At 68.3% G+C, this 25,115-nt stretch carries 17 protein-coding genes; 7 read left to right on the top strand and 10 right to left on the bottom strand.

Translation table 11 applies throughout. The features are described 5' to 3' along the window. Nucleotides 1–399: 399 nt before the first annotated feature. Nucleotides 400–2,532, bottom strand: a complete 2,133-nt coding sequence (locus BMY69_RS05260; RefSeq protein WP_090175836.1) for a phosphocholine-specific phospholipase C — start codon at nt 2,530–2,532, stop codon at nt 400–402. Between the two features lie 7 nt (nt 2,533–2,539). Beyond that, nucleotides 2,540–3,331 (bottom strand): histidinol-phosphatase, encoded by a 792-nt coding sequence (hisN, locus tag BMY69_RS05265; RefSeq protein WP_090175838.1) that lies wholly within the window; start codon nt 3,329–3,331, stop codon nt 2,540–2,542. Nucleotides 3,332–3,523: 192 nt separating this feature from the next. Between hisN and BMY69_RS05270 the strand changes: the two genes are divergently transcribed. The 6 genes from BMY69_RS05270 (at nt 3,524) to BMY69_RS05295 (ending at nt 13,017) form a co-directional block, all read left to right on the top strand. Beyond that, complete coding sequence (locus BMY69_RS05270) at nt 3,524–4,525, top strand: extracellular solute-binding protein (RefSeq protein ID WP_090175840.1); 1,002 nt, start codon at nt 3,524–3,526, stop codon at nt 4,523–4,525. Nucleotides 4,526–4,554: 29 nt separating this feature from the next. Further along, the gene (locus tag BMY69_RS05275) at nt 4,555–5,556 is read left to right on the top strand and encodes an ABC transporter ATP-binding protein (RefSeq protein ID WP_090175842.1); all 1,002 of its coding nucleotides are present in this window, start codon (nt 4,555–4,557) and stop codon (nt 5,554–5,556) included. Further along, a complete protein-coding gene (locus tag BMY69_RS05280; RefSeq protein WP_177191080.1) occupies nt 5,553–7,214 on the top strand; it encodes an ABC transporter permease subunit in 1,662 nt (553 codons plus the stop codon). Before BMY69_RS05275 ends, BMY69_RS05280 begins: the two co-directional genes overlap by 4 nt. After that, nucleotides 7,204–7,959, top strand: a complete 756-nt coding sequence (locus BMY69_RS05285) for a DeoR/GlpR family DNA-binding transcription regulator (protein ID WP_090052815.1) — start codon at nt 7,204–7,206, stop codon at nt 7,957–7,959. Before BMY69_RS05280 ends, BMY69_RS05285 begins: the two co-directional genes overlap by 11 nt. Nucleotides 7,960–8,045: 86 nt before the next feature. Next, complete coding sequence (locus BMY69_RS05290; protein WP_255364468.1) at nt 8,046–11,063, top strand: TonB-dependent receptor; 3,018 nt, start codon at nt 8,046–8,048, stop codon at nt 11,061–11,063. A gap of 10 nt (nt 11,064–11,073) precedes the next feature. Next, nucleotides 11,074–13,017, top strand: coding sequence for a CocE/NonD family hydrolase (locus tag BMY69_RS05295; protein WP_090175845.1), 1,944 nt, complete (start codon nt 11,074–11,076; stop codon nt 13,015–13,017). 121 nt (nt 13,018–13,138) lie between these two features. Here the strand turns inward: BMY69_RS05295 and BMY69_RS05300 are convergent, their stop codons facing one another. The 6 genes from BMY69_RS05300 to BMY69_RS05325 all read right to left on the bottom strand — a co-directional run bounded on the left by BMY69_RS05300 (nt 13,139) and on the right by BMY69_RS05325 (nt 18,474). Beyond that, nucleotides 13,139–14,575 (bottom strand): catalase, encoded by a 1,437-nt coding sequence (locus tag BMY69_RS05300; protein ID WP_090055627.1) that lies wholly within the window; start codon nt 14,573–14,575, stop codon nt 13,139–13,141. Nucleotides 14,576–14,833: 258 nt separating this feature from the next. Beyond that, a complete protein-coding gene (locus tag BMY69_RS05305; protein WP_143070388.1) occupies nt 14,834–15,409 on the bottom strand; it encodes a hypothetical protein in 576 nt (191 codons plus the stop codon). Nucleotides 15,410–15,624: 215 nt separating this feature from the next. Further along, entirely contained in the window at nt 15,625–16,311 is a 687-nt protein-coding gene (locus BMY69_RS05310) for a DsbA family oxidoreductase (protein WP_177191081.1), read from the bottom strand. Nucleotides 16,312–16,391: 80 nt separating this feature from the next. After that, nucleotides 16,392–17,102 (bottom strand): SDR family NAD(P)-dependent oxidoreductase, encoded by a 711-nt coding sequence (locus BMY69_RS05315; RefSeq protein ID WP_090052810.1) that lies wholly within the window; start codon nt 17,100–17,102, stop codon nt 16,392–16,394. Between the two features lie 84 nt (nt 17,103–17,186). Beyond that, on the bottom strand, nt 17,187–18,098 hold the full coding sequence (locus BMY69_RS05320) for an enoyl-CoA hydratase/isomerase family protein (RefSeq protein ID WP_217642586.1): 912 nt from the start codon (nt 18,096–18,098) through the stop codon (nt 17,187–17,189). A 163-nt stretch (nt 18,099–18,261) separates the two neighbouring features. Continuing rightward, nucleotides 18,262–18,474, bottom strand: a complete 213-nt coding sequence (locus BMY69_RS05325) for a tautomerase family protein (RefSeq protein ID WP_090052806.1) — start codon at nt 18,472–18,474, stop codon at nt 18,262–18,264. 123 nt (nt 18,475–18,597) lie between these two features. On the opposite strand from BMY69_RS05325, the gene BMY69_RS05330 reads away from it, so the two are divergent. After that, on the top strand, nt 18,598–19,518 hold the full coding sequence (locus BMY69_RS05330) for a LysR family transcriptional regulator (protein WP_090052804.1): 921 nt from the start codon (nt 18,598–18,600) through the stop codon (nt 19,516–19,518). A gap of 4 nt (nt 19,519–19,522) precedes the next feature. On the opposite strand, the gene BMY69_RS05335 is transcribed toward BMY69_RS05330, so the two are convergent. Further along, on the bottom strand, nt 19,523–21,400 hold the full coding sequence (locus BMY69_RS05335; RefSeq protein ID WP_255364498.1) for an autotransporter family protein: 1,878 nt from the start codon (nt 21,398–21,400) through the stop codon (nt 19,523–19,525). A 295-nt stretch (nt 21,401–21,695) separates the two neighbouring features. Beyond that, nucleotides 21,696–24,893, bottom strand: a complete 3,198-nt coding sequence (locus BMY69_RS19845) for a beta strand repeat-containing protein (protein WP_255364469.1) — start codon at nt 24,891–24,893, stop codon at nt 21,696–21,698. Nucleotides 24,894–25,115 lie beyond the last annotated feature (222 nt).

The raw sequence follows: 25,115 nt of genomic DNA on the forward strand, positions 1-25,115 counted from the left end.
TCCGGGGACACGCGGCGGCCTTCGCCGGGCCGGGCGCTTCGCCGTGGGCACCGGCGTGCGCCGGTGCGACGGTGAGGGGAATCTCGCCGGACGCCACCCGCACCCTCGACGTCGCACCGGCGTAAGCCGGTGCCTACGGCGAGGAGATCACAAGAGCGTGGCGCCCGGCCGATCTTGTAGGCGGGACGTGCGGCGGTTCCGCGGAGCACTGCGAGGCGCTCTCGCCTGACCGCGCGCCCCGCCGTGGGCACCGGCGTTCGCCGGTGCGACGGTGAGGGGTACCTGGCCGGGCGCCACCAGCACCCTCGACGTCGGCACCGGCGTGCGACGGTGCGACGGTGAGGGAACCTTGCCGGACGCCACCCGCTCCCTCGACGTCGCACCGGCGCACGCCGGTGCCTACGGCGAGGCGCTCAAAGGAGCGGAACGTGCCGGATCGCTGGTCGCGGGCTTCCCGTCCTCGTGATGCCCCGCGTAGCGACGGAGGTAACGCGGCGCGGACGGCGTCAGGATCGACACGTCGAACCATCCGGCGCTCGCGGTGAGATCCAGCGTCAGCGTCTGGCTCGCACCGGCCGGGAGCGCGAGTTCGTGCCGCGTCGGCCCGTAGGCCTCGGAGATCGCCACCGCGACCGGGGCCGGGCCGCCGTTCGTCACGACGACCTCGACGGCACGCTTGCCCTCCACGCCCCGGACCCACGCCTCCAGCGCATCGTCGGCGAATCCGCGCACCGCCGCGTAGTAGCCATTCGGGCCATGGATACGCCGGTCGTAGGCGTCGCCGGCCTTCGCGAGCGGCCACGCGTCTTCGATCGCGGTCCCCGCGCTGGCCGCATAACGACGCGGCGGCGCATCCCGATCCAGGCCGTCGTAGACCATGAACGCCGCGCCGAGCCGGCCGTGGTTGTCGAAGGAAAGACGGCTGGATCCGTCCTCGATGCGATGGCGCAGGTGCCACGCGTAGCCGAGCGCGCGTGCCGGCCGCGTGCCCGGCTCCTGCACCGGCATCGTTTGCGTGCCGGGCACCGCGACCGGCGCCTTTCCGCTGAAGCCGGTCGGCACGCGCAACGCGGGCATCGACGGATCGGACCGGCCGGCGAAATCGAAGGCACTGGTCAGATCGCCGCAAACGCTGCGCCGCCACGCGCTGATGTTCGGCTCCTCGACGCCGAAGCGCTTCTCCAGAAAACGCAGCACGGACGTGTGGTCGAACGTCTCGGAGCAGACCCATCCGCCACGCGTCCAGGGCGAGACGACGATCATCGGGACGCGGTTGCCGAGACCGACCACCTGTTCCCCGCCGGGATCGCTGCCGGGAACGAGCGGCGACGCGATCCGGCGGTGCCGGTCGAGGTCCATCGTTTCGTCATCCAGACCTCCGACGAGATCGGGAGACACGATGCCCTCGCCATCCTCCAGCGGCGGCGCGGGCGGGACGACGTGGTCGAAGAACCCATCGTTCTCGTCGTAGTTGAGGAACAGGACCGTACGGCTCCACACCTTCGCGTTCGCGGTCAGCGCCTCGATCACGCGCTTGATGTACGCCGCGCCATCGGCGGGCGACGAGGTGGGATGCTCGCTGTACTTGTACGGCGCGACGATCCAGGCGACCTGCGGCAGGCGGTCGTGCAACACGTCGTCGCGCAGGTCGCGCAGCGTGTGCGTGGACACGCCGTTGCGCACGAGCGCGCCGGACGGATCGGCGCCCTCCTTCACCTGGTACGCGGCGAAGAACTCGAGCGAGTTGTCCGTGTAATTGTCGGTGGGCGAACCCGGATCGCCGGTGCCGCCCTGGTACACGCGCCACGTCACGCCCGCCCTCTCGAGTCGCTCCGGATACGTCGTCCACGTATAACCGTTCGCGTCGGGCCGTTCCTCGGTACCGGGACCGTTGTCCTTGCGTCCGAGCCGGCCCGACGGATCGGACGTGCCGCTCCACAGGTAGATGCGATTGATCGCGGTGTCGGCCAGCGCGGACGCGTGGTACGCGTCGCAGATGGTGAAGGCATCGGCGAGCGCGTAGTGGAACGCGGCGTCCTCGCGACGCAGGTACGCCATCGTGAGCACGTCCTGCTTCTGTTCGATCCAGCGGTCGTTGCGGCCGAGGTTCCACGCACCGTGGCCGGAGCTCCAGCCATGATCGGTGCCCTCGTGATGGTCGCCACTGCGGTGCGTGTCGAGATGGAACGGATAGACCCATGCGACGTCGTCGCCGATGCCGCGCGATTTCCAGTATTTCGTGCGCGCTGCCGTCACCGGCTGGCGCCAGACCGGATCGCCGTTACCGAGCTCGAGCACGCGTGGATCCGCGAAACCGCGAACGCCACGCAGGCTGCCGAAATAATGGTCGAACGAGCGGTTCTCCTGCATCAGCACCACGACGTGACCGACGTCGGCGAGCGTGCCCGTGCGGCGGTCGGGCTCCGTCGCCAGCGCCTTCGCGATGGCCGCGGGAAATCCCTGCGCGACGAGCGAGGCCGCCACGGTCGCACCCGCGGCATGGAGGAAACGGCGGCGATCGTGGGAGACCATGGCCGTATCAGTCCCGCCCGAGCGATTCGATCAGCGCCGCGTGCAGCGCCGGCGTGGCCGCCGCGACCACGCGACCGCCGCTCTCGAGGCCCAGTTCACGGCCCTCCCAGTCGGTGATGACGCCGCCCGCGGCCTGCACGACGGGAGCGATGGCGAGATAGTCGTACGGCATGAGGTTCGATTCGATCACGGCGTCGATGTGGCCCGACGCGAGCATGCCGTAACCATAGCAATCGCCACCGAAGCGGCGCGTGTAGGCGGCCCGGCTCGTGCGATCGAAGCGCACCCATTCGTCGGGCGTGAACATGTCCGGCGTGGTGGTGTAGAGCGTCGCGGCATCGAGCGTCTCGCAAGCGCTGGTACGGCAGCGCACGCCGTTCATGGTGGTGCCGACGCCGACGTGGCCGATCCAGCGCTCATCCAGCGCGGGCATGTCGAGCACGCCGAGTACCGGTCGCCCGTGCCGGAGCAGCGCCAGCAACGTGCCCCACAGCGGCCATCCCGAAATGAAGCTGCGCGTGCCGTCGATCGGATCGATGGACCAGACGAATTCGGCGTCCGTGCGCGTCGCGCCGTATTCCTCGCCGAGCAGCCCGTGCGCCGGCCACGCGTGCTCGATGCGATCGCGCAGCATCGATTCGACGCCGCGATCGACGGCGGTGACCGGACTCATGTCGCCCTTGAGCGTCACGTCGACCGGACGGCGGAACCGGGGCAGCGACAACGCGCGAGCGTTGTCGGCGATCGCCAGCGCGAACGTTTCGAACTCTTTCCGCTCGGCGGCGGACAACGATTCCATCTTGCGGGACTCCCGGATGCGGAAAGCGTGCGCGATCTAACGGTTACACGTTTCGGATTGATGACAAAAACGAAAATTCTCTGGTGGACGACGACGCCACAGGTTTGCAAATATACCCAAATCGCCACACCGGTGGGTGGTCGTTTCCGCCCCGGTGACACGTAAAGCGAACCGCCACCCGTCGAGCCGGCCATGCGTCCATACCGCCAAATCGGAAGCGCCATCCTGCTGCTCGCCGGCTCCGCCGCGGCGCACGCGGGCACCGTGACCGTGTACTCGGCGCTCGAGAGCGACGAGATCGCCGTGTACCTCGACGCCGCGAAGCAAGCGCTCCCCGACATCGACATCCATGTCCTGCGTCTGTCCAGTGGCGACCTCGCCGCGCGACTGCTCGCCGAATCGGCGCAGCCGCGCAATGACGCGATCTGGGGCATGGCGGTGACCGACATGCTGGAGCCTCGGATCGCCGCGCTACTCACACCCGTGCGGGGCACCCACATTAATCGCATGCCGTCCGCGTTCCGCGCCGCGGACGGCCGCTGGTTCGCGCCCACCGGGTTCCTCGCCGCGCTGTGCGTGAATCGCGAGGCGCTCGCGGAACACGGCCTGCCGATGCCGCGCACGTGGACCGACCTCGCGTCGCCCCGCTATCGCGGGCAGGTCGCCATGCCGGACCCCGCCTCGTCGGGCACCGGATACATGCTGCTCTCGTCGCTCTCGGACGCCGGTCGCGATCCGAAGGGCATGCAGGTCGTGCTCGACATCGCGCGCAACGTCGGACAGGTCACGCTTTCCGGATCCGCGCCGTGCAAGCTCGCGCGCATCGGTGAATTCCCCATCGGCATCTCGTTCGCGTTCTCGGCCATGCAGTCGATCCGCCAGGGCTATCCGGTCTCGATGGTGATTCCCGAAGGCGCCAGGGGTTACGAGCTCGAAGCGTCGGGCCTCATGGCGAAAGCGTCGAACCCCGGCGACGCGCGACGCTTCCTCGACTGGACGGCGTCGCCCGAGGCCGCCGTTCTGTATCGCGGTTACAAGGAAATCGTGGCGGCGCCGGGCAGTGTGCCGAGTGCCGAACAGCAGCGGGAAGGCCTTCCCGCCGACCTCGTCGCGACGCTGCCCGCGCGCGACTTCGCCACGGCGGCGCGCGAACGCGCGGCGCTCATCGCCCGGTACAAGCGGCTGACGCGCTGACGCGCCGGCCGAAGGGGAACCAACGCGACATGCATCTGCGGATCGACGACCTATCGAAGGCATGGAACGGGCACACGGTGCTCGACGACGTATCCTTCAGCACCGCCGAGGACGAGTTCGTCTGCCTGCTGGGACCGAGCGGCTGCGGCAAGACCACGCTCCTGCGCATCGTCGCGGGGCTGACGACGCCCGACGCCGGACGCATCGCGCTCGGCGGACGCGACATCACCGCCCTCCCCGCGCGCGAGCGCCGCATGGGCCTCGTCTTCCAGGCGTATTCGCTGTTCCCGGACATGACCGCCGCGGCCAACGTCGGCTACCCGATGCGCCTGCGCCGCGAGTCGCCGGCGAAGATCGCCGCGCGCAGCAGCGAGCTGCTCGAGCGCGTCGGCCTGGGCGGCTTCGGTGCGCGCTTCCCCGACGAGCTCTCCGGCGGGCAGCAGCAGCGCGTGGCGCTGGCCCGCGCACTCGCCACCGAACCCGCGATGCTCCTCCTCGACGAGCCCCTTTCCGCGCTGGATCCCGCGATCCGGGCGCAGCTTCGCACGGAGATCCGCAGTCTCCAGCGGGGGCTGGGCATCCCCACCATCATGGTGACGCACGACCAGGACGAAGCGCTGGCGATGGCGGACACCATCATCTGCATGAACCATGGACGCATCGAGCAGTCCGGTTCGCCGCGCGACCTCTACGAACGACCGCGCACGCGTTTCGTGGCCGAGTTCGTGGGCCGCGCGAACCTGCTGCCCACCGCGTTCGTGCGCGAGGCCCTGCCCGGCTTCCTCGAACGCCGCCCTCCCGGCGCCGAGGCGACGTACGAGCTCTGCCTGCGTCCCGAGGACATCGTCGTCGTCGCCGACCCGCGCGGCGAAGGCGTCATCGAGGAAACGACGTTCCTCGGCAACCTGACGCGGATGACGCTGTCGTGGCGTGGCCGCCGCCTCCTGGTGGAGGTATCCGGTCGCAACTCGCTGCCGCGCGGCCAGATCGTGACGGTCGACGCCCTGCGCGGCGCCTGGGTATGCGCATGACGGTCGTCGTCGCCGCCGCGCCGCGATCGCGTTCGCGCCCCATCGCGGCGACGCTGCTCCTCGCCGTGCCGGTGGCCGGCCTCGTCCTGTTCTTCCTCCACCCGCTCGCCACCGTGCTGTGGCGCGCGGTCACGGACGCGGACGGCACGCCGACGCTGGCCAACTTCGCACGCCTCCTCGACGATCCCGGCCTGCCCCGCGCGGCGTGGCGAAGCCTGGCGATCGGCCTCGCGACGACGGCGACCACCGTGCCCCTGGGCCTGTGCCTGGCCATGGCGCTGCATCGCTCCCGCCTGCGCGGCAAGTTGCTCATCCGCGGCGCGCTGCTGTTGCCGATGCTCGCGCCGTCGCTCGTGCTCGGCCTCGGACTCGTCTGCCTGCTCGGCCGGAACGGCCTCGTGCATCGGCTCACCGGCCTGCCGACCGACATCTACGGATTCTGGGGCCTGCTGCTCGCGAACACGCTCTATGGCCTGCCGCAGGTGACGATCATCGTTTCCGCCGCCCTCGCGCGAACGCCCGCGCGCCACTACGACGCGGCCACGTCGATGGGCGCGGGCGACGGGAGGCAGTTCCTGGACGTGACGCTGCCACGCCTGCGCTACGCGCTGCTCGCCGCCGCCTTCCTCGTCTTCACCGAAACGCTCACGGACTTCGGCAGCGCGGTGGTCGTGGGCGGCAGCTACCGCGTGCTGGCGATGGAGATCTACAGCGAAGTGGTGGGCCAGCTCGATTTCGCCATGGGCGCGACGCTCGGGGTCCTGCTGCTCGCTCCCGCGCTGCTTTCCGTCGGACTCGCCCGCCTCGCGAAGCGGCGGCAGGACAGCGGCGACGCACGCCCGGGCCAGCCGCTCGTGCCACGACGCAACGCGCCGCGCGATCTCTTCCTGGGCGTGGTGTCCGTCATCGCGTTGCTGCCGCTCGTGGCCATCGTCGCGACCGTGGCCTATGTCAGCGTCGTGAAGCTCTGGCCTTACGACCGCACGCTCACGCTGGCGAACTACACGACCGGCATGCCCGACGGTTACGGACCGGTCGCCACCTCACTCGGCGTCGCCCTGGCCGCCGCCGTGGCGGGCACGCCGCTGGTCTTCGCACTCGCCGCCGGCCTGCGCCGTGCGCCGGCGACGCTGTCGCGCCCCGTGCAGTTCCTCGCCTCGCTGCCCGCCGCGGTGCCGGGCATGGTGCTCGGCCTCGGTTACGTGCTCGCCTTCAACCACGGCGCGCTGTCCGGCGTGTTCTACGGCAGCGCCGCGCTGGTGGCGGCGTGCAGCCTCTACCACTACCACGCGCAGTCGTTCCTCACGATGCAGACCGGCATGCGCCAGGCGCCCGAGGCGCTGGAAGACGCGGTCGTGACCTCCGGCGGCGGCACGCGGCACGTCCTACGCGACGCCATCCTTCCGTTCACCGTGCCCGCCGCGGTGTCCACCTTCTTCTACCTGTTCATGCGCTCGCTCGTGACGCTGTCGGGCGTGATCTTCCTCGTCACACCGACGCTCGGCCTCGCCTCCGTGACCGTGATGCGCCTCGACGAGAACGGCTTCCTCGCCCAGGCCGCGGCGTATGCGATGTGCGTCGTGATCGCCGGCGCCCTCGCGCTCGGCGCGATGCGCCTCCTCCTCCACGCATTCAAGGACCGACACCATGTGGCATGAAGAACGGCATTCCCGCATCCGCGATCTGCTGCGCACGAGCGGCCAGGTGTCCGTCGAGCGTATCGTCGCCGAGCTCGGCGTGTCGCGCGAGACCATTCGCCGCGATCTCGTGGAACTGGCGGAACGCGGCGAGATCCGTCGCGTGCACGGCGGCGCCGTGCTCACGGGCGACGAGCCGCCGATCGACGTGCGTCATGCCACCCGCGTGCGCGAGAAGCGCGCCATCGCGAAGAAGGTCGCCAGCCTGGTCGAAAGCGGCCAGACGATCTTCATGGACGCGGGCAGCACGATGAATCTCGTCGCCGAGGCGCTCGCCACGCGCAGCGGCCTCACCATCGTGACGAACGCGGTGGACGTCGCCGCGCGCTTCGCGACGCGCGACGCCAACGAGGTGCACCTCCTCGGCGGGCGGTTCAACGCGCAGATCGGCTGCACGCAGGGCTCGGCCACCGTCGCCGAGATCGCGCGCTACCAGCCGCACGTCGCGATTCTCTCGCCCGTCGGCATCGACGCGAAGGCCGGCGCCAGCAGTTTCGAGATGGAAGAAGCCGAGATCGCGCGCGCCATGTGCGCGAACGCCCGCCGCATCGTGATCGCGGCCGACCATTCCAAGATCGGCGTGCGCAGCCGCGTCGCCTGGTGTCCCGCCGACCGCGTGGACGTGCTCGTCACCGACCGTCGCAGCGAGAAGTCCCGCGCGATCGCCGCCATCCGTAAGGCCGTGGGCGAGATCGCCTACGCCTGAAACAAGACGCGCCAGGAAGGCCGCCTGATCCACGCTTTTTCAATCGATACAACCAACCACCCACGATGCCTTCCCGGAGCCTTCCCATGCACCCCCGCCCCACCCTCCGTCATACCCTGTTATGCGCCGCGGTCGCCGCCGTCCTCTCCGGCACCGCCTTCGGCCAGGCCACCACGGGCCGCATCGCCGGCTCCGCGCCGGCAGCGGCCGGCGAAACCGTGCTGATCGAAGGCAGCAACGGCATCGTCCGCGAGGTCCAGGTCGACCCGCGCGGACGCTACTCCGCCGATGCGCTGCCGCTGGCCACCTATAAGGTGTCGCTGAAGTCCAACGGCAACGTCGTCGATTCGCGCGACAACGTCACGCTGCGCGTCGGCGCCGCGACAGACGTCTCCTTCGCCCCCGCCGCGGCATCCGCGCAGGACGCACAGCAGCTCGATCAGGTGACCGTCTCGGCGACGCAGCTGCCGAAGATCGACGTCGCCACGGTCGCCTCCAGCACCGTCATCACGGCCGGCGACCTCGCGCGCCTGCCGCTGCAGCGCTCCGCCGAAGGCATCGCCCTGCTCGCGCCCGGCGCGAGCCGCGGCAGCACCAGCTTCAAGGGCGCGATGGGCAACACGCTCGTCAGCTTCTCCGGCTCGTCGGTCACCGAGAACGCCTACTACATCAACGGCATGAACACGACCGATCCGCTCAGTGGCTTCGGCGGCATCACGCTGCCGTACGGCGCGATCGACCAGCAGGAAGTGCTCAGCGGCGGCTACTCCGCCATGTACGGCCGTTCGGACGGCGGCGTCATCAGCCAGGTGGGCAAGCGCGGCACCAACGAATGGCATGCGGGCGCGCAGGTGCTCTGGGAACCCGACTTCGCGCGCGCCAGCGCCCGCAACATCACCTACGGCCACGGCAATCCGCATCCGCCGGGCACGATCGTCCAGCGCAACGACCGGAACCACGAGTGGACGTCCACCGTGAGCGCGTACGCCGGCGGCCCATTGGTCAAGGACAAGCTCTACGCCTTCGCCGCCGTGGAGATGGAACGGAGCGAGGGCAACAGCATCGGCGACGTCAACCACGCGTACGACACGAAGTACACGTACAAGGACCCGAAGTGGTACGGCAAGCTCGACTGGAACATCACGGACAGCAACATCCTCGAGCTCACCGGCGTCAACCAGACCCATCGCACGAACGGCAACAAGTACGACTACGACTACCAGACCGACGAGGTCGGTGACTTCGCCAATACCGATTCGACGTACAAGACCCGGGCCATGGTCTACGTCGCCAAGTTCACCAGCTACATCACCGACGACCTGACCCTCACGGCGCTCTACGGCAAGTCGAAGCTCACCTACTACAACGAGCCGCCCGATACCGGCGTGACCGGTCCCTTCATCGGCGGCCTGAACCAGCAGAACCCGGCGCTCAACGGCGGCACGCCGCGAGGCAACGGCCAGACGCTCGACACGATCGACAACCCCGATCACGAGTCGACCAACCGCAACCTGCGCGTCGACCTCAACTACCGCATCGGCGACCACTCGATCACCGCGGGTATCGACAACCAGGACTCGCGCGACATCGACGACGGCACGACCATCGGCGGCGACGGCTACGAGCTGTGGTACGGCCATCAGGATCCGAACCTCAACATCAGCGACAGCCCGTTCGTCGACAAGCCGGCCAACTACCCGGGCGGCGGCACGGGCTACTTCGCGTACATCCGCCACTACAACACGCTCGCCTCGGTGCGCGTGAAGCAGCGCGCGCAGTACGTGATGGACGACTGGCAGGTGACCGACCGCCTGCTGCTTTCGCTGGGCCTGCGCAACGACCAGTTCACCAACTACAACCCGTCCGGCCAGCCGTACCTCAACCTCACCAAGCCGCAGTGGGCGCCGCGCCTGGGCTTCAGCTGGGACGTCAACGGCGACTCCACGATGAAGATCTACGGCAACGCCGGCCGTTACTTCCTCGCGATGCCCGCCTCCGTCGCGTTGCGCACGTCGGCCGGCTCGCTGGCGACCAACCAGTACTTCACGTACACGGGCATCGACGGTAATGGCCTGCCCACCGGCATCACGTACATCGCCTCCTCCACCGGCGGCGCCGTCTCGCCGAACGGCGAATACGGCCAGCCGCCCGACCCGAAGACGGTCAGCGCCAAGAACATCAAGTCCGAATACCAGGACGAGTTCATCCTCGGCATGGATCAGCAGCTGAACAAGGAATGGATCTGGGGCGCGAAGGCCACGGTGCGCAAACTGCGCAACGCGCTGGACGACGTGTGCGACAACGGCGCCATCACGCGCGCCGCGGTCGCTCAGGGCGCCGACATCGACGTGGTCACGGTGGGCAGCTGCTACCTCTCGAATCCCGGCCGCGCCAACGTCTACCAGCTGAAGAAGGAAGGCGGCGGCTACTACGACGTGACCGTGACCAACGCCGACTTCGGCTTCAGCCACCTGAAGCGGAACTACTACGGCCTGAACCTGTACCTGTCGCATCCGTTCGACGGCAAGTGGGCGGCCAAGATCGACTACCTCTACTCGCGCAGCTACGGCAACACCGAAGGCCAGGTGCGTTCCGACGTCGGCCAGGGCTCGGTGTCGGCGTCGCGCGACTGGGATTACGCCACGCTGATGGACTACGCGAACGGTTATCTGCCGAACGACCGCAAGCACCAGCTGAAGCTCTACGGCTCGTACCAGCTCGCCGCCGAGTGGCTGCTCTCGGCCAACGTGACCGTGCAGTCGGGCACGCCGAAGTCCTGCCTGGGCCGCTATGGCGCGAACGAGAGCGATCCCTCGGGCTACGGCAGCTACTATCACTTCTGCTTCGGCGAACCGTCCGCGTACGGCGCGAAGGGTCGCGAACCGTGGCAGCAGCTGGTCGACCTCAACGTCGAATACCGTCCGCTCTGGGCCGACCGCAAGCTGGCCTTCAACGTCTCGGTGTTCAACGTGCTGAACCAGCAGCGCGCCGAGCAGCGCAACCCCGTGTCCGGCAGCAGCAAGTCGATCAACGATGGCTACAACCAGGTCATCAGCTACACGCAGCCGCGCTACGCCCGCTTCGGCATCACCTACGACTTCTGACGGAGACGTCATGCAAGCACTGTTGCGACTCGGTTTCGTCGCGCTCGCCGCCGGGGTCCTCGCGACCCCGGCGGCCGGTGGCGAGCGGACCTACAAGGAGCTGCCCACGGAAATCCCGGCGACGTTCACGCCGGTGACCTCGGGCTTCGATTACGAACGGCGCACGATCGACATTCCCATGCGCGACGGCGTGAAGCTGCACACCGTCATCGTCGTGCCGAAGGGCGCCCGGCACGCCGGCATCCTGCTCACGCGCACACCCTATGGAGCCGACGGCATGGGCCATCGCTCCGACAGCCCGCGGCTCGACACGATGCTGCGCGGCTACGACAACCCCGCCGACATCGTCGCGCAGGACGGCTACATCCGGGTGATCCAGGACATCCGCGGCAAGCACGGTTCCGAAGGCGACTTCGTGATGAATCGTCCGCCCAGCGGCCATGGCAACCCGACGCCGATCGACGAATCGTCCGACATCTACGACACGATCGACTGGCTCGTGAAACACGTGCCCGAGTCGAACGGCAAGGTCGGCATCATCGGCATCAGCTACGACGGCTTCGAGGCGATGGTCGCCACGATCCGCCCGCATCCCGCCCTCAAGGTGGCCGTGCCGATCAACCCGATGATCGACGGCTGGATGGGCGACGACTGGTTCCACCGCGGCGCCTTCCGCCAGCAGATGATCCCCTACATCTATGGCATGGTGAACTCCCGCGGCAGCGACATCGGCTGGTCCAGCGGCTACCGCGACGACTACGATCTCTACCTCCGCGGCGGCTCGGCGGGCGACATCGGCCGCGCCTACGGCATGGAGGCGCTGGGATTCTGGCAGAAGCTGCTCGCGCATCCGGCCTACGACAGCTTCTGGTCCGAGCAGGCGCTCGACCGCATCGCCGCGAAGGAGCCCATGACGGTACCCACGATGCTCGTGCACAGCCTCTGGGACCAGGAAGACAACTACGGCGACATGGCGGTCTACCGCGCGCTGGCACCGCGCGATCCGAAGCACGAGAAGCTGTGGCTGGTGATCGGTCCGTGGCGGCATGCCAAGACCTGGGAGAAGGCGAACACGATCGGCGCCCTCGATCTCGGCAGCGACACCGGCACGACGTTCCGCCGCGAGATCCTCCGCCCGTTCCTCGCGCAATACCTCAAGGATGGGGCGCCTCGAGCGGATATCGCGCCGGTCAACGCGTTCGCGACCGGCGACAACGTCTGGCGCAGGCTCGATACCTGGCCGTCGTCGTCCCGGCACGGTGGCGCGCCAGTGAACCACCGCTGGTACGTGCAGGCCGATGGCGGCCTGGGCGAAGCGCTGCCCGTCTCCGGCTCCGACGAATACGTGTCCGACCCGGCGAAACCGGTGCCCTATCGCGTGCGCCCGATCCAGCCGTGGTCGCACGGTGTCCCCGACCAGGTGGAAAGCTGGCCCGAATGGCTGGTCGACGACCAGCGCCAGTTCGCCACGCGCACCGACGTGCTCACCTATGTGTCGCCCGTGCTCGACAAGCCGATGGGCGTGGCCGGCGAACCGCTCGTGCACCTGCTCGCCGCCACCAGCGGCACGGACAGCGACTGGGTCGTCAAGCTGATCGACGTGTATCCCGACGAGGTCGAAGAGAAACCGTCGATGGGTGGTTACCAGCTGCCGGTGGCGATGGAGATCTTCCGTGGCCGCTACCGCGAGGGATACGACCGGCCTAAGGCGCTCACGCCCGACCGGCCGCTGCCCTACGAGATCCCGCTCCCCACCGTGAACCACGTGTTCCAGCCGGGCCATCGCGTGATGGTGCAGATCCAGTCGACCTGGTTCCCGCTTTACGACCGCAACCCGCAGACCTTCGTACCGAACATCTTCAACGCGAAGCCGGCGGACTACCGCAAGGCGACGCAGCGGATCGTTCGCGATGGGGCGAACGGTACGTATGTGGAGCTACCGGTCACCCGATGACTCCTGTGGGACGCGCGCTGGCGCGCGAAGGGTGCTCGCGGCAAGCACCCATTCGCCCGCCAGCGGGCTTCCCACAAACCGCATGATCTCTTCTGGGCCGCTCATCTTCGAGCGGGCTCCATCAGCCCAGCTGGCGGATCGCCTCGGCCACGCCCTGGCCGTACTCCGGATGGCAGGCGGTGCAGTTGGCGATGTGCCGATCGACGACCTGCTGCGACGCGCCCTTGATCGCCCGCGCGGTATTGCCGAACAGCACGTCGCGCTGCTCCGCCGACATCATCTCGAACAGCTTGCGGGGCTGCGAGAAGTAGTCGGTGTCCTCGCGGTGGTTCCAGCGCTTGGCCACCGTTTCACCCAGATCCAGCGGCGGCTCGGAGAAGTCCGGCTGCGCCTGCAGGGCGCCGTAGCTGTTCGGCTCGTAGTGCGTCGAACCGCCACCGTTGCCGTCCACGCGCATGGCGCCGTCGCGATGGTAGCTGTGCACCGGGCAGCGCGCGGCGTTCACCGGGATCTGCGCGTAGTTGACGCCGAGGCGGTAGCGCTGCGTGTCGCCGTACGAGAAGAGACGACCCTGCAGCATCTTGTCGGGCGAGAAGCCGATGCCCGGCACGATCACCGCCGGCGAGAAGGCCGCCTGCTCGATGTCCTGGAAGAAGTTCTCCGGATTCCGGTTCAGCTCCATCACGCCGACCTCGATCAGCGGATAGTCGCCGTGCGGCCACACCTTGGTCAGGTCGAACGGGTTGTACGGCGTCTTCGCCGCGTCGGCCTCCGGCATCACCTGCACGTAGAGCGTCCACTTCGGGAACTCGCCGCGCTCGATCGATTCGTAAAGGTCGCGCTGGTGGGTCTCGCGATCGCCGGCGATGGCGGCGCCCGCCTCGGCGTCGGTGTAATTCTGGATGCCCTGCTGGGTCCGGAACGTGAACTTCACCCAGAAGCGCTCGTTGGCCGCGTTGATGAAGCTGTAGGTATGGCTGCCGAAGCCATGCATGTGACGGAACGACTTCGGGATGCCGCGCTCGCTCATCACGATGGTGACCTGGTGCAGCGCCTCGGGCAGCAGCGTCCAGTAGTCCCAGTTGTTGTTCGCGCTGCGCAGGCCGGTCCGCGGATCGCGCTTGATCGCATGGTTGAGGTCGGGGAACTTCAGCGGATCGCGGATGAAGAACACCGGCGTGTTGTTGCCGACGAGGTCCCAGTTACCCTCTTCCGTGTAGAACTTCAGCGCGAAGCCACGAATGTCGCGCTCGGCGTCCGCCGCTCCACGCTCGCCGGCCACCGTCGAAAAGCGGGCCATCATCTCGGTCTTCTTGCCCACTTCCGAGAAGATCTTCGCGCGGGTGTACTTCGTGATGTCGTGGGTGACGGTGAACGTGCCGAACGCTCCCGCGCCCTTGGCGTGCATGCGACGCTCGGGGATGACCTCGCGATCGAAGTGCGCCAGCTTCTCGAGGAACCAGACGTCCTGCAGAAGGGCCGGGCCACGCGGCCCCGCCGTCATGGTGTTGTTGTCGTCGACGACGGGGGCGCCGAAGGCGGTGGTCAGCTTGCTCATCCAGGTATCACCCTTGCGATAGGTCGTGCCGCGGCGGTCGCCGCGGCGAGGCTGCAACGTTAGGTACAGCCGACCCGCAAGGGAAATTCATTCTCTTCATCGCGTCGATAGGGGCCGGCTATGGGGAGGATGCCGACCGAAGTGACATCCTCGCTTACGTTGCACGAACCGCCGCGCTGCTGGCTTGTGGAATCCACTCATTCCGATTCGCTCAGGTGCGTCAGTGGACCCTGACGCACCTCATTAGATAAGCACGAATCAACGGCAGCCTCCATCCGGGACCTCGATCCTGATGTTGTCGATGTAGCCGACCGGCTCGTGCGGCGCGCTTGTGACACTATGCGAAACGAGGATCTGGTCCAGCGGGAACTGGTAGGAGATCGATACCCGTTTCGTATCACGAAAAATGTTCTGTCCCGTCACGAGTCCGCCCTCGTGCGCCACCCCGTAGGCGGCCCCCGAATCCTCGCTCCAGTCGGTATCGAACGACACGCGGCATGCACCCGTCTTGGGCAAAGTGATGAGGACGCCAGCGTCCTTGCCCGCGATGACGAGATACTTGCCTTTGAAGACCTTGCCGTCGGCGCCCTTGGTCGTGAAACCGGCATGCGGCAAGTTGATCCACCGCTTGAACTTGACGCCGTTTTCCGTGTATTCCCCGAGTTCACCGATCTTCGCACCCTCGAACTCAACAATCGTCGGGGGGTATTCCGCCTTCGACCGCGACACGTCGGCCGCACCGGTCGGTGACGAAAGAGCCGGGTGCGATGCCGTCGCCGCACCTGAGCAAACCGTGGCTACGCATGCGACGAAACCCATACAGGCGATTTTCATAACGCACTCCTTGTCATTGCCCCTGTCCATCGCCGGGGCATGGCGATTCCGACACGTTCACTTTCTCTCGAATCCTGACTCCACACAACGCGGAACGAACGGTCCACAGCGACAATTCGTCTGCATAAGCGGCACCACATCGACAAGTGACTGCGCACCAACCCTCTTGTCGTGTCGTCGTCATTCATCGCGGCTGGCGCCGCCCGGATTCTGCTTCACCCTGGGTGCACAGGGCGCCCGCTCCACGCCGCCGCCACCGCCGCGGCCTCCAGCAAGCGGACGTAGCCATCCACGTCCTGCGAACCGGCGAAGAGCAGCCGGCCGCCGGTCATGTAGCTCGGCACCGCCGTGATACCCGCATCGCGTACGGCTCGTTCAAGGCGGGGAATCTCGGCGCGCAGCGGGATGGATCGCTCCACGGCGCCTGGCGACATGCCGCTATCCACGGCGACGGCGTCGAGCACCGCGTGGTCGCCGATGTCCCTGCCTTGCGCGAAGTAGGCGACGAACAGCGCGTCGATCACGTCGTGCTGCAGCGACGAACCACCTTCGGCGTACGCGAGTCGAGACAGGGCGTGGGCGGCGAGCGTGCTGGGTGTGCGGGTCTGCGCGTCGTAGTCGAAGACCGCGCCGACGGCGCGTCCCGCCGCGACCGCACGGGCGTCCATCGCCGAGGCGTTCGCCCAACTGCCGAAACGTGCGCTACGGAACGTGCGGCGATCCATGCCTTCGGGCGGCATCGTCGGATTGAGCTGATACGGCATCCATTCGACATCGATGTCGATGCCCTTCTCGGCCAGTCGCGCCAGCGCCTTGTCGAGGCTGCGCTTGCCGATGTAACACCACGGGCAGATGACGTCGGAGGCGATCTGCAGGGCGAACGGTGTCGGGTTGTCACTCATGGGAAATCCTCGTGGCATCGCGAGGGTGCACCGGACGTGCACCCTCACGGTATCGCGGCCTGCCCCGCGACGGGTGGGAATCAACGACCGGCGTTCTGGCCGCCGTCGACGTAGAGCACTTCGCCCGTCGCGAAGCCCGCCGACTCCAGGTAGAGCACCGCGTCGACGACGTCGCTCACCTCGCCCACGCGCTTCTGCGGATTCAGCGTGCCGAGGAACTCGAGCGCCTCGGCGCTGTGCAGCGGCGTGCGGATGAACCCGGGGGCCACGGCGTTGACGCGGATGCCCTGCTGCGCGTACTCGACGGCCAGCTCCTTCACCACCGAGGTCAGACCGCCCTTCGTGATGTTCGCGAGCGCAGCCGGGATACCGGCGATGGCCTGGTTGACGAAGGGCGTCGTGATGTTCACCACGTGGCCCGAGCCCTGCACGAGCATCTGACGGATGGCGCGCTGCGTGATGTGGAAGAACCCGGTGAGGTTCGTACCGATCATCGCGGCGTAGTCGTCCGCCGTGTAGTCGGTGAAGGGCTTGGCGACGAAGATACCCGCGTTGTTGACCAGCGTATCGACGCGGCCGAAGCGCGCGATGGCTTCGCCGATCACACGGTCGGCCGTGGCCGGATCCGCGATGTCGCCGGGGATGGCGAGCACGCCCGCGTCGGGGCCCTGCGTGATCGAACGTGAGGTCGCGACGACGTTGTATCCGCGGGCGCGATAGCCCTCGACGAGGCCGGCGCCGATGCCCTGGGAGCCGCCGGTGATGACCGCTACTTTCTGAACGTTGCTCATGATGTTTCTCGCTGTGTGGTGGATGAAAGGCAAAAAAAACCCGGATCGCGAGATCCGGGTCGGGGATGTCGCTGGTGTGACGCGTCATTTTTCGGGCGTCGTGCCCGTCAAACGTCCGGTGTAGACCGGCAACCGCCGCTCGACGTCGGGATTCTTCTGCAGGCCCTCTTTCATGAGTTCCGTGATGCGTGTCTGTGCCGCCGGACGCTGGACGGACTGGATGAAGCTGTCCCAGCCGCGTGCGATGCGCTCGTTCGATGGGAGGCTCACCGCGTCGACTTCCGCCTTGATGTCGGCGAGCGTCTGCTTGTCGAAGCGCGAAATCCGCTGCGCCATCGCATCGACGAAAGCATCCAGCTGCGCGTCCGGCAGCGACCGGTTCACGTAGCCGTAGCGCTCGGCGAGATCGCCGTCGATGTCGCTACCGGTGAGCACGACTTCCAGCGCCCTCCCGCGACCCATGAGTTCCGGGAGCCGGGCCATCGGGCCGCCGCCCGGCACGAAGCCCGCGCCAACCTCGAACTGGGAAAGCAATGCCTTTTCCCGGCTGGCGAAGCGCATGTCGCTCGCCAGCGACAATTCGCTTCCGACACCGGAGGCGCGTCCGCGAATCTTTGCGATCGATACCACCGGGGCCTTGCTCAGGCGGATCAGCATGTCCGGCAGCGGCGGCATGCCCAGAGGTCCGTTCGGCATGCTCGTGGTGGCCTTCAGCGGCGGAACGAAGTCGTAATGCGTGAGGAAAAATCCCGGCACATCGCTTTCGAACACCACCACGCGCAGCTCCGGGTCTTTTTCGATAGCGGTGATCACCTCGTTCAACTGCGGGATCGTCTCCGGCCCGAAGATGTTGAACGGCGGGTTGTGCAATGTGACTCGCCAGTACGCCGGCGACACCTTGTCCACGAGGATCTCCCGTCGACCGGTTGCCACGGGCCCGTCAGCATCGTTGGCAAAGACAGGTGAGGCGGCGAACGTGCCGACCGCCAGGAGCATGGCGAGGAAGGGCCTTTTCATGACGTAACCTCCGCGGGTGGATGGGAGCCGCTCCCGTCCCGGTGCGAGCAGGGAGGGATATCCCGGAAACGCTCCGCCAAGCTTCCGGCGGCCGTGACGTGGGGCTTGGAAAGACGTTCCCGGACCGCCTTGTTCCTTACCGTCACGCAGGACCGGGATCCGGCCCTCTGAGCGTCGAGGTGGGCACGCCGCGGTAGCCCCAGTCCTCCATCGCGACCTCTTCGATCACGATGTGGGTGAGCTCTGGCGCCTTGCCGAGGACCCGTTCCATCGTGTCCGTGATCTCCTTGATCACCTGCGCCTTCTGGGCCGGCGTGTTGCCCTCTTTGGTGATGCGAACGCTGATGAAAGGCATGGCATGTGCTCCGCTGCAGGTTCACTGATCCGGGTTGGCCCCCGGGCTGGTGAATAATCTATTGATGCGCGACCTGCGGATAAATAAGATCGGAAGCAATTGAATCGTTACATGGTGTAATCCATGCACAGGCAATTCGACGACCTGATGCTGGGCAGCGTCGAGCTCTTCTGCCTGGCGGGCGAGCTGGGTGGATTCACGGCGGCGGCCACCGCGGCAGGCGTCACGCCCGCCGCGGTGAGCCGCGCGGTGGCGCGACTCGAAGCGCGGCTGGGCATTCGCCTGTTCGTACGCAGCACGCGACAGATCCGGCTCACCGACGCCGGCCGCGTCTACATGGAGCAGTGCCGCCAGGCGCTCGCGCAGTTCGCCGACGCCGAGCGCATGGCGACCGGCGAGGAAACGCGACTATCGGGGCGGCTGCGCATCAGCGTGCCGACGACGTACGGCCATTACCGTCTTCTGCCGCTCCTGCCGGCATTTCATCGCGAACATCCCGACGTCCGTCTCGACCTGCACATCAGCAATCGCAACATCGGCTTCGCCGACGAGGCCTTCGACCTCGCCATCCGCGTCCGCCCGCAGGCGGACTCGACGATGATCGTGCGGCATCTCGAAGACGCGCCGCTGGTCGTCGTCGCATCGCCCGCGTATCTGAAGGAGCGGCGCGCCCCGAAGACGCTCGCCGACCTCGCCGGGCACGAATGCATCCAGTTCGACCTGCCCAGCAGCGGACGCCGCATCCCATGGCTGTTCCGCGAGAACGGGCAGGATGTGGAGTACGAGGCCGAGAGCGCGTACACGGTGGCCGAGGACGTCCTGGGCGGCGTGACGCTCGCCCGCGCCGGCGCGGGGCTGTTCCAGGCGTACCGCTTCGTCGTGCAGAAAGACTTGGCCGACGGCACCCTGGTCGAGGTATTGCCGAAGCTCGGCGGCCGCTCGCGCCCCTACAACCTGCTCTATCCCCACAGTCGGTTCGTGCCACCCCGCGTCCGCGCCTTCATCGACTTCCTCACCACCGAGGTCGCGACCGCGTCGTCGTAGCGCGTCAGAACGTCCAGCGCACGCCGATGTTCGCGGACCAGCCGCGTGCGCCGGCGTCGCCGAGGTTCTTCTGCCAGTCGGCTTCGCCGTAAATGGCCAGCCCGCGAATCCACGTGTACGTACCGCCGAGGCCGAATTCCAGCAGCCTGCCGAAGCGCCCGCCCGCGAACCGCCGTGATACGTCGTATCCCGCGGCACCCACGGTGACGTCCGGACGACCGCCCCATCCGCGTACATAGTTCATGCGCGCGTAGGGCGTCGCCCTGTCGCCCGAGTCCGCAAGCCATGTGCGGTCGATGCGCAGCCCCGCCCGGCCGACGGTCTGTTCGAACGCGTCGTAATGCGTGGTCGTGGCGTCACGATCGGTCTGGTCGCGCAGCGCGATGTGCTGGCGGGCGAGCTGCAGCTGCGGCTCGATGCGCCAACCGCCGTCGAGGGTGAACGGATAGCCCGTCTCGACCGAGCCTGTCCAGCCACTGCCGCGTAGCCGTGCGACATCCTTCGCACGCGCGGTATCGATGTCGCCACGATGCCGGTCGCCCGAGGCCACGATGTCGACGTAGTAACCGCCGCGATGCTGCCAGGTCACGAACATCGCGATCGAGTTCGAGGCGAACTTCGCGTGGCTGTAGCCGTCGGCGGCTTTCGGATCGAGGCGTATCGTGCCGTGCGTGTAGGCGACTCCCGCGCGCAGCACCGAACGTTCGGCGTCCACCGCGAGCACATTCGCACCCACCTGCACCGCGCGCATGTCGAGATCGTAGTCGTAGCCGAAATCGCGGAACGACCGGTCGGTCGCGTAGTGGTAATCGCCGCCCAGGTAGCGCGCGAACGTATCGCCGCCGAGCCCCTCGTCGCCCTCCGCATCGCGGATCTCACCGAGGCGCCGGTGCAGGTTGTCGATCGTGCGGTACCCATACATCGCGAGCGCTGAAGGTGACACCACGTACGCGGGCACCTGCGGGACGACGGCCGCCCGCGCCTCGACGTGAACCGGTGCCGCAACACTCGTCGCCGGCGCGACGTACGGCGTGCCTGCGGCTGGCGTCGGGGCGGGCGACGCGGTCGTCGGCGCGGGGCACGGTCCATCGCAGACGATCACGTTGGCCAGCCGGTAATCCCAGAAGCCACCGCCGCCGCCGACGACGCGCTGCGCCGCGTCGCTCGCTTCCGGCGCGAACGCGTAGAGCCCGTATTGCCAGGGGCCGAAGGCGAGGTATCCGCCGTCGAGACGGAACGCGCCGCCCGCGGACGCGCCGGCGACCTGCACGATCGAGATGCCTTCGCCGGCAGCCACGTATCCGCTCGCATCCGTATCGGTGAACGCGCCCGTGCTCGCGGTGGCGGCGATCGCGTCGATGCGCGTCTCGCCGGACGCATCGCCCTGCACGAGCAGGCGGTCGGTCGCCTGTGCCGCGAGGGACCCGCCGGCGTCGAGGCGGCTGACGAGGCGAAGGCGGCCGGGCCCGCCGGCATAGTTTCCATCGATGGTGAGGGAATTCCCCGGCGAGCCGCTGCCATTCGTGAGATCGATCAGGCCCGCGTTGGCGACGCTGGCCGAACCGGCCGTCGCGCCGGCGATGACGGGATGCACGCCATCGCCGGCGAACAGCGTCGAGGACGCGTCGATCGTCACGTCGCTGTTCGCGAGGCGCAGGTGATCGGTGAGCGTGAACGACGCGCCGTTGGTGAACGCGATGGTGTTCCAGCCCGAGCCGAGATTGATGCCCCTGGCGAGCGTGTCGGCCGTGAACGAACCGCCGCGGGCCTGCGTGCCGTCGAACGTCAGCGTGTTGCCGCCACCGTCGCCCGCCACGAGGTGATACGTGGCGGAGGTATCGACGGCGGCGATGGTCGCCGCGTTGCCTGCGCCGTCGCCCATCGTGAGTCCGCCGTCGAGCGTACCGCCGGTCCACGCGAACGTGTCGCCGCCGTCGCCTGTCGCCACGTCGCCGCGCACGGTGCCCGAGGACAGCGCGATCGCGTCGCGTCCCGCGGCGCCACGCACGGCGATCGCCGAGGGCGTGGTGGCCACGATGACGCCGCTGTTGGTGAACCGCGTGCCGCCACCGTTGGCGAGGTCCACCACGGGCGACACCGTGCTCGACGAAATCAGCGTGCCGCCGTTCGTCGCGGACGATGCCGTGCCGGCGACGAGCGCGGAGCCACCCGCGGCGTCACGGACGTCGACGGCGGCCGCCGAGACCACGGCACCGGTAGTGAGTGCCTGGATACCCGTCGCGCCGGGGCCATTGCCATGGATGACGAATCCCTGACCGACGGTGAGGTCGCCACCGGCCACGCCCCCGTCCGCCCGTCGGAACGCGTAGCCGGTTCCCCTGCCCTCGATCCACCGTCGCCGTCGACGCGGGATCGATCGCCGTCGCCGTGCGCAATCCCGCGCCGTCACCGACGCGCAGGGTGGCGCCCCTCAGCGTGATCGCGGCGATCTCCGCGGCGTTCTCGATCGCGCTGCCCGAGCCCAGCGTCGCGATCGACGTGCCGTTGGCCGATAGCGACGCGGCCCCGGTATCGAGGAGCACGCCGTGCGCGCCGCCTCGCGTGACGATCGCCGAATCGCCCGCGCCCAACAGCAGGCCCGCCCCGTCCAGCAGTTGCACGCCCGCGACGCCGTCGTCCACGGCGATGGAGCCGGCCGGATTCAGGCGCTGCGTTCCGGCGCCCTCGACGCGGACGCCGGTGCCGCTGCCCACGTGGATCGAACCGTCGTTCGCGAACGTGCCGCCCGAGCGCAGCAGCGCGCCCGTCGCGGCGGGCCCGGAGAGATCGACGGTCGCGCTGTTCGTCGCGCGCGCGCCGGTTTCCACGATGAAGCCCGTGGCGTTCGCGCCGGTGAACGTCAGGGTGCCGGCGTTCGACAGCGCCGCGCCGTTACGTGCGATGTAGCCGGTGACGCCGGCCTGCGACGCTTCGAGCGCCGCGAGACTCGTCAGCGACGTCGACGCCAGCGGCGAGCCCGTCGCGGCGCCCGTCAACGCGTGCTTCTGCCCATCCGCGATGCCGGCGATCGCTCCCGCACCGGTCAGCGACATCGTGGTGGCGGCATCGATCGTCGCGTTGGCGCCGCCCTCCGCGATCACGCCTTGCGCGGCGGCGCCCGATACGGTGATCACCGCGTTCTTCGTGTTGAGCACCGAGCCGGTGCCGCTGCCGAGTATCCCGATGGACTGCGCGCCGGACGCGCGCATGGTCAGGCCCGTGCCGTCGAAATCGGCGCCCGTATCCAGCCGGAACAACGTCGACTGCGCGGTGGACACGTCGAGGGTGGAGCCGCCGTTGACGTTGATGTGCGCGTCGTTGCCAAAGGCGAAGAACCCGATCTGCCGCGTGCCCGACGCGAACGCCGGGGCCGCGCCGGCCGCGACGTCGACCGTCGCGCGACCCCGCGCGTGGATGCCGATGGCCCCGTCGCCCAGCAGGTTCACCGCGCCGCGCACATCGGCTCGCGCCGTCGCCGCGCCCTGTCCCTCGGCCCAGACGCCGTAGTTGCGCGTGCCGCTCGCGGGATCCGCACCGCCGGCGACGTTGATGATGCCCGTCGACGACACGAGCGAGGCGACGCCGGCCGTCGACAGCGCCTTGATGCCGGTGCCGTTGACACCGGACAGGTTGATCGTGCCGCTGTGGGTGACGCCGCCCGCCGCGCCACCGTTCTGGACGAGCAGTCCGACGTTCTCGCGCGGCACCGCCGCGGCGCGCCCGCCGACGTCGATGATCCCCGCGTTGTTCACGACGGCGGTCGGCGACGTCACGAGGATGCCCGCCGCGTTCTGCGTGAGCGAGCCGATCGCGACGCGGCCGAGGTTGGTGACGTTGCCCGCGACGGGCACGTTGATGCCGGTCGTGAGCGTGCCCTGGTTCACGGCGATGTCGAACGACGGCGCGGCGGGATCGGTCTGCGGACCTCGGCCGATGTAGATGGTGCCCGTGGCCGCGTTGGTGAAGCGCGCGGTCGCGTCGTTGATATAGACGCCGTCCATCGAACCGTTCGAACGCGAGCCGGTGACGCCCACGTTGACGATGCCCGCGTTCGTGGCGACGCTCCCCGCCCCCACCCGGATGCCCGTCGACTTGCCGGCGCCGTTCGTCGCGCCGGTGGCGAGGTTCAGTATCCCCGGATTGTCGAACGTGCTGCCGGCGACGACGTCGACGACGTTCGAGCCGACCTGTCCGTTGATGATCAGCCCCGCCGCGTTACGGAAGAAGTTGCCGTTGATGACGCCGTTGTTGGTGCCCGTGCTGCCACCGGTCAGCAGGAGCGCGGTGCCGTCGCCGGTGGCGTGCACCGTGGCCAGCGTGCCGTCGATCACGGCGCTCGCCCCACCCTCCGCGCGTACCGCGCCGTTGTTCGCGTTCTGCACCTCCAGCATCGCGCCGGCCGCGACGTGCCCGTGGGCGTTCGATCCGACGAGGTGCATCGCGATGCGATTGCCGATCGGCTGCGCGACTTCGTCGGGCGGACTGTCCGCGGTGATGCCATAGACGATCTGCTCGGTCGTCGACGTGTACCCGAGGGCGAAAAGCGCGCCGTAACGGACGGGATCGAGGTTGCCCGCCTGCATCTGCGCGATGAGGAAATCGTTGTACGCGCGCAGTTCCGCGTCGTTGGTCACCGTGTGCGTCGTACTGGCGCCGTCGGTGGTGGTGACGGCGAACGTGCCGCCGTAATGCGAGACGAACGTGACGCCGAACGTCTGCGGCACGCTGGGCTCGGCGACCTGGCCGATGAAGATGATGCGGTTGCTGGAGGTCCACTCGATGTCGCTGGCCGCGCCGCCCGTTCCGTCCGCGAAGAACAGCGAACTCTGCTTCGCCGCCATCGTCCACGCGTTGGTCGACGCCCCGCTTTCGGCGCCGGGCTGCCCGATGGCGACGTTCAGGCGGCCACCCGCCGATGTCACCGTTCCGATGCGCGCGTCGAGGTATTGCTGGTCGTTGACGTTCACCGTGTCGGGAACGGTGTTTTCGTACGTATAGGCGGCGAGCGGCACGAGGTTCGCGGAGTTGTAGGCCGACACGACACGCCGTCCACCCGTGATCGGGTCGGGCACGCTCACGCCGAAGTTCTGCGTGCCGGGATTGAGCCGCGCCACTCCGATCCATTCCTTGCCGGACTGGATCCGACCCAGCGCGTCGAGGGCGCCGAGGGTCGTCTCCTGCCCGCCCGCGACGCCGGCTACGAACTGCTGGTTACCGCTGAGCGTGACGGCTCCGCCGGGGTCGACGACCGTCTGGCCGACCTTCGCGTCGTTGTCGACCGGGTTGTATGCCGGCAACGTGACGGTCTGCGCGCTGGCGTCGACCGGAGTGCCGAGGAGCGCCAGCGCGATGCCGGCGGAGAGAACGCGATGCATCCCGATACCGCCCCGCGAGGAGCGTGCTGCCGCGTGCCACGATTCCATGTCGTCTACCCCGTCGCGACCACCGGTATCCGGTGGTTCTGGCGCGCGTGGTACGTCCAGATACGGCCGCAGGCTCCCGGCTGCTCGCCCACGCCCCGGCCCTCGTGGCCGCTGCGCGGCATCGGCCCGTTGCGCAGCGAACGGGTCGTCCCGGCGCGGTTATCGCGCGCGAAC

The sequence above is a fragment of the Luteibacter sp. UNC138MFCol5.1 genome (genome assembly GCF_900110505.1).
In the GTDB taxonomy this organism is placed as follows: Bacteria; Pseudomonadota; Gammaproteobacteria; order Xanthomonadales; family Rhodanobacteraceae; genus Luteibacter.